General features: G+C 46.5%; 8 protein-coding genes. 3 read left to right on the forward strand and 5 right to left on the reverse strand.

Features of this window, described 5'->3' with window-relative positions:
* Positions 1-184 (reverse strand): hypothetical protein (locus VIP81_RS18290; protein ID WP_331964185.1); only part of this gene is annotated, 184 nt, incomplete at its 3' end.
* An 11-nt stretch (positions 185-195) separates the two neighbouring features.
* Positions 196-4,560, reverse strand: a complete 4,365-nt coding sequence (locus VIP81_RS18295; protein ID WP_331964188.1) for a DUF6531 domain-containing protein — start codon at positions 4,558-4,560, stop codon at positions 196-198.
* A 316-nt stretch (positions 4,561-4,876) separates the two neighbouring features.
* On the opposite strand from VIP81_RS18295, the gene VIP81_RS18300 reads away from it, so the two are divergent.
* The 3 genes from VIP81_RS18300 (at position 4,877) to VIP81_RS18310 (ending at position 6,991) form a co-directional block, all read left to right on the forward strand.
* Positions 4,877-5,290: a DUF3592 domain-containing protein gene (locus VIP81_RS18300; RefSeq protein WP_331964191.1), complete on the forward strand. Its 414-nt coding sequence runs from the start codon at positions 4,877-4,879 to the stop codon at positions 5,288-5,290.
* Between the two features lie 52 nt (positions 5,291-5,342).
* Positions 5,343-5,753, forward strand: coding sequence for a DUF3592 domain-containing protein (locus VIP81_RS18305; RefSeq protein WP_331964194.1), 411 nt, complete (start codon positions 5,343-5,345; stop codon positions 5,751-5,753).
* Positions 5,754-5,878: 125 nt separating this feature from the next.
* Positions 5,879-6,991 carry an acyltransferase gene (locus tag VIP81_RS18310; protein ID WP_331964197.1) on the forward strand — a complete coding sequence of 371 codons (1,113 nt, stop codon included), beginning with the start codon at positions 5,879-5,881 and terminating at the stop codon, positions 6,989-6,991.
* A gap of 27 nt (positions 6,992-7,018) precedes the next feature.
* Here VIP81_RS18310 and VIP81_RS18315 read toward each other — a convergent pair whose 3' ends face one another.
* The 3 genes from VIP81_RS18315 to VIP81_RS18325 all read right to left on the reverse strand — a co-directional run bounded on the left by VIP81_RS18315 (position 7,019) and on the right by VIP81_RS18325 (position 12,284).
* Entirely contained in the window at positions 7,019-7,570 is a 552-nt protein-coding gene (locus VIP81_RS18315; protein WP_331964199.1) for a hypothetical protein, read from the reverse strand.
* A 129-nt stretch (positions 7,571-7,699) separates the two neighbouring features.
* Entirely contained in the window at positions 7,700-10,627 is a 2,928-nt protein-coding gene (locus tag VIP81_RS18320; RefSeq protein WP_331964202.1) for a glycoside hydrolase family 2 TIM barrel-domain containing protein, read from the reverse strand.
* Positions 10,628-10,706: 79 nt separating this feature from the next.
* Positions 10,707-12,284: a RagB/SusD family nutrient uptake outer membrane protein gene (locus VIP81_RS18325; RefSeq protein ID WP_331964205.1), complete on the reverse strand. Its 1,578-nt coding sequence runs from the start codon at positions 12,282-12,284 to the stop codon at positions 10,707-10,709.
* Positions 12,285-12,366 lie beyond the last annotated feature (82 nt).

Below are 12,366 nucleotides of genomic sequence, written 5' to 3' on the forward strand. Positions count from 1 at the left end.
CTTCACCAAGTTCATCTTTTTTGTCTACTACTGTGACGTTGTAGGTGCCTTTTGTTCCCCGGGCGATAAGTCGTCCATCCTCGTTTTTATAAGGCAGGGGGATGCTAAAAGCAGCAGCTAGTTTTGGTATTACGATATCAAAGGTATCGTTGTCCAGTAGTACGATATTTAAATGTCTTTTCATCTGTCTGTTTTTTAGTGATGATCCACGTGTACCTGTACATCGCCAGCTCTGGCCATCTCAGCGAGTTCGTGGGATTTGAATATTCTGAAGCTAAAGGCTTCCTCCCTTAATCCTGGGAAGACTTCCCTCAGCCTCCTGTCGATAGATTGTTCAATATCCTCCATACCCGGAATGTTGCTAGCTTCTCTTCTTCTGTTGGTGAATACCGGGTTGTAGGCAAGATAATCTGATTTAATGAATCCGTCTACATCAAAACTTTCAGGATTGAATGGACGGGCAAGTGCGGGATCATGCACCTTGCTAATACCGCTGGCAACACTTCCGCGGTATCCGATGCCGGCATTAGGATCTATTTCCCGGATGGCCGGCAGATGGTCGCTCAGAATTGTGTTTACTTGTTGTTGGATACTTTCCAGGATCGGGTTAAGCCCGAAAATATCTACCCACTTGTTAGGGTCTTGTACGTATGCGTATGTGTTTAGTCCGCCTGCAATAGATAACGGGTCTGGGCTGATATAATTGCCATTTTCTTTATCGTAATACCGGAAGCGGTTATAGCATAGGCCGGTTTCTATATCATCATATTGCCCCTGGTAAAGATAGTTACAGAAATTGCTATCACCGGTGAGGTGGCGTGTTTTGCCATAGCAGTCTGTTTCGCGGTGCCATACTTGTTTGCCGTCGCCATTGTATGCATACTGTGGTGTTCCCAGGTGGTCGGGCACCAGGCTGTATTGTTGCTGGTCCTCCAGTTTAGCACAGGGGATGAAGGTGCCTTCCTCAAAGATCCAGGTGCTGAGATGTTCCACGGGTTCAGGAGTGGAGTTGATATCGCCATTGGCAATGATCTGCAACTGCTGATCGTAAGATCCCGTGTATTGCCATTCGTGGAGAGGAACGTTGCCATTCCATACCCATCTGGTAACGGTTTGGGTACGTTTGTTTTCTTTGCAGATCCTGCGGCCTAATGGGTCGTACCGATATACGATATGAGCGCCAGACGGCGTGATAACCTGTTGTAGCAGTCCGTTGGCGTTCCATTCATAGGCCCAGCCGGTGCGGCTGCCTTTCAGTGGAATGTGGTGCTGACGTGCATATGCTTGTTTGTTAATGGCAGCGGAGTTGCTATTGTATTTGAATTCCCTGAATATTAGTTGTCCTTCCGGATCGTAGTGGTAGTAGTAATCTGGACATTCCTGTAGTTGGCCACCTTTTGTATAGTCCCGGTCTTTTTTACTGGTGGTTTGAAAGAGATTGCCGGCTTTGTCGGGCAGCCGATAGATATACTCGGTCACGCTACCGGGGCTGGTGGTATAGCCGGCGCTAAGCAGGCGATCGAATTCGTCATAGTCGAATCGCACCTGCTGACTGGTGGCTTCGTGGATTAGTCGTTGCAGTTTGCCCGCTTTACCCCATTCGTAGCGGGTACACAGCGTGCCGGTATGTTCGCCGTTAATGGATTGCCGTTGTATTCTGCCTTGTTTATCGCGTTGTGTATCGATGGTGATGTTGCCAGGTATGGTTCGTTGTTGTTCCTGTCCGTAATGGTTCCGTTCCCATCTTGCTTCCCAGGGAGCCTGTGTTCCGTTGGCAGCGGTGATGCTTTCCAGCAGGCCGGCATCGCTATGTTGTAGTGTGATGGCTGCGCCGAGGTTGCTATGGATGGTTGTGGGATAACCGTGCTCGTTATATTGTCGTGTTACCTGGTATGCTCCCTGTTTTTCGAGGATGATGCGTCCTGCGGCATCGCGTTGCAGCGTGATCTCTCCGTTTTCGTTAAAGGCAGCAGAGAGTTGACCGTCTTTGTTATAAGCATAGGCAGTGGTGCTGCCATCATACTGCTTTTCCAGTACGATGCGGCCTGCGCTGTCGTATTCGTAGGTAGTCCAGCGTTGTCCGGGACGTAATATTTTTTTTACGCGGCCGGCTTTGTCGCGTTGGTATTCCCGCAGTTGGCCATCGAAGTTCCATTCCCGGGCGATGTTGCCCTCGGCATCCCGCTCGAGTCGGTACAGTGCGCCGGTGGCATTGGCTACGCTGGTGAGCTGTAATTCCGTATCGTAGGTAAGTTGCTGGTGAACCTGCTGTTGACTGCGGCTGGTGAGTATGCCCAGGGGACCGTAGGTGAAATTCACAGCGCGTTGGCCGTCACCTGCCTGCAGAAGGTTACCGGCATCGTCGTAAAGGAAGTGGTGAACAGACTGGTCGGCTTCGCGCCACTGGGTCATATGGCCGGCGGCATCATAAGTGTATTCGTGCCAGTAGCCATTGTCCATCGATTCTTTTACCAGATGGCCCAATTCATCATATTGCCAATGAAGCCGGGTGCCTTCGGGGGTAATAAAGGTGGTGAGATTGTACTGTTGATCATAGCCAAACCGGAAGCTGCGGCCATTGCTGTGATGAATGGCTTTCAGCAGTTTCTCTTCATAATAATAACGTTGTGTTTGTCCGCCGGGCATTTTCTTCCGGATAATCTGCCCGTCTTCATTAAACTCCCAGCTGCACTGTATGCCTCCGGGACTTTTTACTTTTATGAGATAGTGTTGTTCATCGTAGCTATAACTGGTGGCTTCGCCATTGGCATTTGTGCTTTTCAGGAGGAAGCCATGGTCATCGTATTCGTTTTTAATACTGTTGCCTTCCGGGTCAGTGACGACTTCCAGTTCTCCGTAGGGGTTATAGGTTTGTACCGTGTGGCCGTCATTAGGCCCAGTAATTCTATGGATCAGATGACGGTCGTTGTAGTGATAGGTGGTAGCATGACCGAGGCTGTTGGTAACGGTAGTTTTGTCACGTTCATACACCGCGTGGTAGGCGAGTATGCCATTGTCGCCCCAGGTATGGATACAGCGACCATTTTCACCTGGTGTATCATATTCCCAGTAGAAGCTTAGTCCGCTTTGATTGGTTAGTTTAATAAGTTGGTGATGCCGATAGAAGAAGTACTTTGTTGCCTGGAGGGCGTTTGAAGTGGTGGCAAGGTTGCCATGATCGTCGTAACTATAGCTGACAAGGCGGATGATCTGACCGTTATTACGGGTATGTATACACGTGATACGGCCCTGGTGGTCGGTATCAATTTGCAGTGTACGGTGACAGCTGTCTGTGATACCTTCGAGATGGTCGTTACTGTTATACCGGAAGGTGATAGTAAAGCCGGCGTGGTTACGGATGGTACTGAGGGGGTAGCGGCCATCTGGTGTTGGTTGTGGCAAGAAGTGATACTGCAGCCGTTTGTTATCTTCCAAAATATACTGATCATTTTCACGTCGCCACCATAATTGTTCCTCTCTGCTGTAGTAGCTGTCGTCCGCAAGTAATGCAGGCATCACGGTTTCCCGGCCATCTGGCAGTCTTACGCTGATAGTGCCGTCTTCGAGCGTGTGCAGGTGCAGGTTATAGGCGTGATGCCAATTATAACCCAGGGGACCGGGTACATCCGCATCGCTGTAATAGTGTCGTTCCCAAAGGAGCGGGATCGGGCCGGGTAGGGAGAAATCTACGTTGGCAGCTATTACCCGGCCGGTAACAGCATCAACTGGTTCACCGAATGTTTTGCATTTCGCTTTTTGCATCATGGCGCCGAGCCTGGGATATTTGCTTTTCACACGGTTGATGGTTTTTTTAAAAGCGGCGCCAGCGGCTTTAGATACTCCTTTGAGTCCCAGTTTAAACATGAGCTGGAATAGATCGATCGTGGGGGGGCCACCTACCAATACCGGGTTTCCACCGGAGGTGATGACAAGCAGCATAGAAGTGGGCGCCATCAGGGCCAAAGCACTGCTTTTTTTATTGAGTCTGGGGGGAGAGGGGAGGCCAACCAGGTTACAGGAAAGTGCCGGATGAAACTGTGTCGAGAACGGTCCGCCATCGGCCAGTACGGTGGAGCTACCCATCCACATTTCAGACGCAGCTTTCGGTTTTACGATAGGAAAGGGTAAGTGAGCAATGATGGCCGGGAGGTGCATGATAGGCGTACCTGCATTGGCAATCCATTGTTGGTGTACTTTAACGGAAGGGCTCATGGCATGCACCAGCATTTGTGCGGTGGCTGCCAGGGAAAAGGGCTGCGGCGCCGGCTCCTTTCCTTCCTCTTCAGGCGGCGGCGGAGGTGGCGGCGGTACTACGCTGGCAATAGCAGCGAAGATGGCGGAAATGATATCAAATATCATCCCTATATGTGGTACCGGTAGCAAGGGGGCGGGTGGAAAAACGGTATCATGAAAATCGATACCAATACACAGGTCGAAATATTTTGCCGCTGGCATACCGGGGAAAGATGGCAGCATGCTGGCCATCCCTTTCTGAAGGTGATCCAGCGAGTTTTTCTTTTCGGCAAACAATGCTCCAAAGCCTTTATTTTCTACAGCCATGGTTTCTCAATTTGGTTTTTCAATATGGGTTAAAACGGGTTACAATTTACCTGGCACGATTAAATCGCAGCCAGTCGTAAATATAGAAATTATGCCGGAAACCGGGAAGTGAAATTCTGCAATGATTATACGATCATGATATTTCACATTAGGAATCATCGGGTATGAGTACGGCCGTTAGTACTATCATTTTAAAATCGGGTTTGCTCCGGAATTTTGTTGTTATCTTGTTATAAATTTATATTCCATATCAAATTGAATTGGGCATCAAAAGATGCGCTGCGCCCTGCATAATTGATGTTATTAAAATGATCCTATGTTGTACAAACTATATTTGTTAGCCGGTCTCATTTTACTCGCCGTGTCATTATACCAGTTGAAACAGTCGGTTGATTTCATCAGTGGAAGCAAACGGGTCATTGGTACCGTTACTTCGCTGGAAGAAATTGATGGAGCATACTCGCCGGTTTTTACCGTAACAACAAAAGAGAACGGAGAAATTATTTATCACCATGCCTCTGCAAGTAGTCCGGCGGGTTGGAGCGTCGGAGAAGAAGCGATTTTTCTGTACAACCCGGAAAACCCAGGTTCCGTTAGGCTGATGAGTTATTTCTGGCTTTTCAGTTGGGCAATATTTTTTATGGGCATCGCAATTCCGTTGATTATCATGGGTGGAGGTTACTATTTTCTTAATCCATTGACAAGATGGCCGGTTAAAAGTAATACTTAAAAAAACAAGCGTTACTGGTAATTGCACAGCATTATTATTAAAAGCTAAGCAGATGATCTTATATCTAATTTTTATAATCGTTGGTGGTTTACTGTTAGCCGGCGCCTTAGCAGCGTTGAAGAATAAGCTGACATTTGTAAAAGATGGTGAGCGAGCCGTGGGTACCGTTGTTCAACTTGTTGAAAGAAGGGATGATGAGGGTACTTTTTATTTTCCTGTTTTCGATATCCATACCCGCCGGCATGAAACAATTACCTATAGATATTCTACTGGTTCTTCATCGATGCAATGGCAGATAGGTGAGACACGGGTATTTATATTCGAGCCTGGCAATCCGGATACCGTAAGATTTCTTAACTACTGGGGGCTTTTTGGATGGCCGCTGAGTTTGATGGCCATAGCGCTGGATCTCCTGGTGATAGGAAGCGGTTATTTCCTGTTGAGTGGATATTTTGCCGCCTGATATCAAGCCCTTTTAGTCACGTGGAAAAATGAGACTATTCGTATGAGTTTTGATACGATTTAGATAAATCACTTCTTTACTTTTGCAAATCCATTAAATAGCAATTTGTAAACGATCCACGGACAATGAATAACAATAGCCTTTCAGCAAAGCCGCATTACCCTATATTGGATGGATTACGTGGTATCGCAGCCATTATCGTTGTAACCTTTCACTTAACCGAACCACTGGGAACCGGACACCTGGATATCCTGGTCAATCATGGCTACCTGGCGGTAGACTTTTTCTTCCTGTTGTCAGGCTTTGTGATCGGCTATGCCTATGACGACCGATGGCATAAAATGACTGTCGGTACTTTTTTTAAACGCCGGATAGAACGGCTTCAACCGATGGTGGTGTTAGGAATGACGCTCGGGGCAATAGGATTCTATTTTACAGATTCAACAATCTGGCCACTCATTCACACTGTTCCCGTATGGAAAATGCTGCTGGTGATGCTCATCGGTTATACCATTCTGCCTGTTCCCTTATCAATGGATATACGGGGTTGGGAAGAAATGCATCCGCTGAATAGCGTGGGCTGGTCATTGTTCTTTGAATACATTGCCAATATCCTGTACGCTATCGGTATCAGGAAATGCTCAAAAACAGTGTTAAGTATTTTGGTATTGATGGCGGCTATAGCGCTGGCTCATTTAGCCATCACCAGTCCCAATGGGGATGTCAGCGGCGGTTGGACACTAAATGTGGAACAGGTACGTGTGGGTATTACCCGGATGATGTATCCCTTCTTTGCAGGGTTGCTGCTTTCCCGGATCGCTAAACCCACTCACATTAAGCATGCTTTTTTATGGTGCAGTGGCTTAATCGTCCTCGTCTTATATATGCCGCGCATAGGCGGTGCTGAACATGTTTGGATGAATGGAGTTTATGAATCAATCTGTATCATCATTATTTTTCCACTCATTGTTTATCTGGGAGCCAGCGGAGTGGTTCATACTCACACTGAAAACAGGATATGCAAATTCTTAGGTGGTATATCCTATCCGCTTTACCTGGTGCATTATCCGCTGGTATATTTTTATGTGGCCTGGATCAGCAACCATAAAGGCGTGACCATCGTAGAGGCGTGGCCGTATGCCTTGTTGATCCTGATAGGGGGTATTATTTTGGCGTATGCAAGTTTGAAATGGTATGATGAGCCGGTTCGCAAATGGCTGAGAAAAAAATGGGGGTAAGAAGAGATGGATAAATCTGAAGTTGATCTACGGTATTGAAACAGGTCTACGTCTACTTAAATTTATAACCCTTTCTATCCTCGGACGATTATATCGTTGAAGGAAAATTGGATAAAGATTTAGTAAGACGTTTAATATTAATAGCCACAAGGATTTAAGTATTCCAAATTTGAATGCCACAAATACATTAAATCCCAGAACTATAAAAAAGATCATCACATGACCAAGTTCGTTTTTTTTAGTTTGATAATGTAAGTTTATCAAGGCTTCGGGAGTTTTTGCTATTGGATTGGATTTTTTATTCAATTTTTCCCAACCTGTCCAAACCAATAATTTTCTGAAAAAATTTATCCCAAGCTGTTCGTATATTTTTCCTCGTTGTTCCCATTTCTTTTCGTCATAGTAAGATGAAGTAAATTGGCTATTTAGTGCCTGAGTAAAAGTAAGCGTGCATAACATCAGGAGGAAGTTCAATGCCCACGCGAACATAAAACGATCCATCTTCATATATTTAACCAGGAAACAAACGGCTACAATTGTAATGATTGCAATTGAAATTAAAATGAATGTTTTTTTCATAGATGCCTTTTGTTAGGATTTAGGATGTTGCACAACGCTCAAATATACCAAATTGACAGAAACGGTATCACTATTACTCAGGCACTTTTTATTTAGGCTTGCAAAGCATCTGCACATGGCTCCTCGTTGCTACCTCCCGCCATACAGCTGAATTTCCTTCACCGCTACTTTACTGGTTTCCGGTTGGATACCGGTAATCGAATAGCGTACATACCTTGCAGGCGGTGCATGAAATAATACCGTTTTGTAATCCTGCCCGGATACCCGCTCCGGACTTTTTATTGCTGTCCAATCGTTGCCATTGGCAGATACCGCAATACTATAGGTATACCAGTCACTGTCTTTTCCCCAAACAATATGACTCCCGCTGAGGGAATATGTTTCTTTGAGATCAATGGTAATGCTCACAGGGAGACTACCTGCACCCGCAGCCCATCCGGTGGCGGTATTACCGTCTACGATAGTTTGGATGTTTTCCGGATTTTGGGCTGGTTCAACCGTGATAGATGTACCTGTCAACTTAATCTCCGGCAGTTTGGGGGCGGAAGTGGCGGTATCCGTATAGTACGCTGTTGCCTTTATTTTATTTTCGTTTATCCATGGGTGATGGATACCGTCATTTACATATACAGTGGGAGTGGCGACTGTTTTAATGCGCTTGTTGGCGGGTACCAATTCAGGACTGTTTGCGCTGATGGTGATCTCGCCGGAAGTAGTGGTATGACGGATGATGCCGTAGGCGATACCCCCTTCCGTTTGTTGAATGGAGATACCTGCTCCGGGAATATTTCCGCCAACCAGTGTGCCTTCACCTGATACCTTCATCCGGATGGAATAAGATTGTTCGGGTGTTTGGTTGGAAATGAGGGTACCATCCTTATCGCATACCTTCACGTAAAAAGGTGTCATAGACGAGCCATCGGCCAGGAAGGAAGTGTGGTTAGCTGGTATCTCAATTTCCAGGTGATGAGGGGCGCCAGGCGTTTTTACAATATGTGTGCAAACCGTTTTTCCGTTGATGATGCCTACGGCCTTTAGTGTGCCTGCTTCATACCTGCCGGTATGGAAAAGAAAGTAGGGGCTGCCACCTTTTGCGGCTACAAAAGGGGCTGTGACGGCGTTTTGGGATCTTGTTATTTCACCGCATAGGTGGTTATTCCTGTAAAGTTGTACGGTATCACAATTAGAAAACACCATGATAGTGCTGTCCAACGCAGGTTGATTATTATAGCTGCCGATGTATACCATAGGGCCATAACCAGGATTACGTGCATCCTGCATGGCTTTGAGCTGGTAGTAGCTGAATTTCTCATAACGATCCAGATCCGTTACACCACTAAAAGCAGTGATGGGATCAGCGCCACGGGTGTAGTCGTTATAACTCCATACGAAGTATCCGCCAATTCTGGGGTTGGCGTCCAGCCCGCCATGATCCCAATAGCCGCCCAGTGCTTCTGAAGTTTCTCCGTTTAATGCGTTTTGTCTTAATACACATTGGTTGATCAATCCCTTTTCTGTGTACATTCTGCTGGCGCGCAGGCTGTTTTCCTTTTCAGCATCTGCCATCCAGCTATCGCCCCATTCGCGGGTAAGGAAAGGACGTGAAGGCATGGGATCAGTACCGTCTTCATTGACTACTTTGTAGGAAACATTGTAATGATTTTTGCTGCGTGCGTTATAGTCATCTGCCAGAAACAGTTGGTGGTTGGGTATTTCAGCTTGTGCTGTCTGTACCGCTTGCTGCATCCATGTTTCCGGCGTAGGCGATTCGTTGAGGGAAGTTTCCCACAGGAAAACGGAAGGGTGATTACGGTCACGTCGGATCATCTCCCTGATGTCCCGGAAAGTGTTGGCTATAAAAAGAGAATCTTTAGCATAAAATTGCCACCCGGGCTCACATTCAATAACCAGCAAACCGGTTTTATCGCAGGCATCCAGGAAGGCGGGCGACTGCGGATAATGGGCGGCCCGCACGGCATTAAAGCCGCCTTTTTTCAACTGCAGGGCATCCATGTACTGCATATTGTCCGGCGCCGCATCGCCAATGTACTCGTATGCCTGGTGCCTGTTGGCGCCACGCAGAAATAGTTTTTCTCCGTTGAGATAGCAGCCGTCTGCACGGAAGGAAATATTTCGTATACCCGTCACCGTGATAAGGCTGTCAACAGGTATATTCTCGCTGTAAACAACAGATACCAGGCGATACAAATAAGGATGATCGGGATGCCATAGCTGTGGATGATTCACCGTCATTGATTGTTGAATATCTGTATCGGTTTCGCCGGAAATAGGCTGACTGCTTTTCGCTGTAGCTACCACAATGCCATTGCTGTCTACCAGTGTAGTTCTCAATTGCGCATTTACCACCTTGCGGTAGGCATTGACAATATTGGTTTTAATATTAACGGAAGCGGTGTTGCTGTTAACAGCAGGATAGGTAATGAATACGCCACCACCGGCTATTTTATTGGCTTCCAGCGGATGGGAGATGAATACTTTTTCTGTAGCGAGAAGGGAAACATTTCTGTAGATGCCGCCAAAATAATTGAAATCTAATTTCGATTGAGGCTTACCCGGTGGTACCTGTGGGTTGTCGGTATTGGTGACTCTGACCGCAAGCACATTGTCTTTCTGAAAATCGACCTGCCGACTGATGTCCACAACAAAGCCCATGTAACCGCCGGTATGGGTAGCTATTTTTCGACCATTGAGGTATACTTCCGCGGTGGTTTGTACGCCATCAAAACAAATCGTGATTCTTTTATTGCGGTAGGAGGCAGGGAGCCTGAAATATCTTCTGTACCAGCCAACACCCTGGTAAACGGTATTGCCTCCATTGTGCTTTTTTTCGATACGCATCACATGCGGAATACTAACGCCCGCCCAGTCTTTGTCGTTGTATGTTATTTTTTCTGCACCATTCACCTCACCTCTTTGAAAGGCCCAGTTGGTATTGAAGTTTAAAACTGATCTCGTCTGTTGGGCGGATAGTTTGAGCGGGAGTGTCCAGTATATCAGTAATAGAAAAATATACCCGCGCGATTTTAATAATGGCATGTGGGAATTTTTTTTAAGATAAAAAAATCCCGCTCATTTTTCAACTCGCGGGATTTTTCGACAGTTATAGTTGTGTTAGTTAGTAACCGGCATTTTGTGTCAGGTTCTTATTGATATTTCTTTCCTTTTGTGGTACCGGCCACAGGTAATCCCTGTTGTCCTGGAAAGTGCGTACCTCCACTTTAACGTGTTCTCCACTGAGCGTCAGTTTACCATTGGCTGGATCTACCGTACCTAATCTTGTACCATACAGGGTACCTGATCTAACGGCGCTGCCAATTTTCCAGCGTTGTACATCGTACCAGCGCAAGCCTTCCAACGCCAATTCTACTCGGCGTTCACGTCTTACCAGGGTACGCATTTTATCTACAGTGTTGTACACGGTTCTGTCGACCACCGGCATACCAGCGCGGGTTCTGATGTCATCTATAGCAGTGTATACGGAGTTGTCAATCACACCTGATTCAATCTGCGCTTCCGCATAAGTGAGCAGTATTTCCGCGTAACGGATTACAATCATATTCAACCCGGTATTCCACATATCAGCGTAGTCGGATAAGTTGGCGGTGAATTTTTTGGGAATGTAACCTGTTTTAGAATTGTTATCTCCGTTGTAGTAATCGCCTGAGCTGCTTTCTATAGAGTTATAGTAAGCACCTTCGTACATTTGACCAGGGCAAACGATAGTAGCATTTAAGCGCGGGTCCCTGTTGTTGTAAGGATCATTCTGATCGTAGCCGGAGGTAGGATCGTCGATGGTTTTACCGGTTTTGGTTTCGTAGGCGTCTACGAGTGCCTGGGTAGGATCGAGTGAACCCCAGCCGCCAAAGGACGACGATGGCATTACACCTAAGTCTGCATTGGAGTAATCATTTTCCTTGTATTGTACATCCAGGATAACTTCTTTGTTATTCTCATTTTGGATGCGGAAAAGATCCGGGTAGCTGTTAAACAATTGATAGCCCAAGCCCATTACCTTTTTACAATCGGCAATACAGTTTGCATAGTCTTTGTCGAATAATTCTATTCTCGCTTTCAGGGAGAGCGCGGCGCCTTGTGTGATATGTCCTATATCGCTGCCCGTATAACTTACCGGCAATATGGTGGAGATAGCGGTCAGTTCGTCTTTTACAAATTGGCGGATCTCCGTGGCAGGTGTTCTGGGAAGGGTGTTGGCTACGTCCGTAGTAACGGTCGTTTTCACGAAAGGAACGTCCCCATAAAGTTGGGTCATGATAAAATATTGGTAAGCACGCAGGAAACGGGCTTCGCTTTTATATCTTTCCTTCACTGTAGCATCCATGGGCGTGTTATCTATATTTTCCAGGAACCAGTTACATTTCTGCACAACGGTATAGCTCCAGCGCGTGTAGGCGTTGGTGTTGTTGGGCGTCATGGTGCCACTGCCGTAATCGGTATAGCCTTCCCAGGGATATTGGCTGTACAGGTTATCGCTGGCAGCGTCGAGGTAGAGCAAGTTATAATCACCTTCCCAATCTTTATAGCAGCCATTGAGGGCCGCCAGTGCATCTGCCTGGGAGCTCCATAAAGAGGAGTTGCTGTAAGCATTCGTTGGGTTTCTATCCAGGAAATCCTTTTGACAGGCGGATTGCAGCAGGCCTGTAGCGAGTATTATATAGAGAATGTTTCTTTTCATGATGTTGCGTACTTTTTGTTAAAAACTAACATTTACACCAAGTGTGTGCACTTTTACCTGTGGGTAGTAATAAATACTACTT

Origin of the sequence: Chitinophaga sp., assembly GCF_036566945.1 — a bacterium.
In the GTDB taxonomy this organism is placed as follows: Bacteria; Bacteroidota; Bacteroidia; order Chitinophagales; family Chitinophagaceae; genus Chitinophaga.

What these genes read in the sequence shown, in the direction of transcription:
- VIP81_RS18315 (WP_331964199.1), bottom strand. Translation starts at nt 7,570, where the DNA reads ATGAAAAAAACATTCATTTTAATTTCAATTGCAATCATTACAATTGTA.
- VIP81_RS18320 (WP_331964202.1), bottom strand. Translation starts at nt 10,627, where the DNA reads ATGCCATTATTAAAATCGCGCGGGTATATTTTTCTATTACTGATATAC.
- VIP81_RS18305 (WP_331964194.1), top strand. Translation starts at nt 5,343, where the DNA reads ATGATCTTATATCTAATTTTTATAATCGTTGGTGGTTTACTGTTAGCC.
- VIP81_RS18325 (WP_331964205.1), bottom strand. Translation starts at nt 12,284, where the DNA reads ATGAAAAGAAACATTCTCTATATAATACTCGCTACAGGCCTGCTGCAA.
- VIP81_RS18295 (WP_331964188.1), bottom strand. Translation starts at nt 4,560, where the DNA reads ATGGCTGTAGAAAATAAAGGCTTTGGAGCATTGTTTGCCGAAAAGAAA.
- VIP81_RS18300 (WP_331964191.1), top strand. Translation starts at nt 4,877, where the DNA reads ATGTTGTACAAACTATATTTGTTAGCCGGTCTCATTTTACTCGCCGTG.
- VIP81_RS18310 (WP_331964197.1), top strand. Translation starts at nt 5,879, where the DNA reads ATGAATAACAATAGCCTTTCAGCAAAGCCGCATTACCCTATATTGGAT.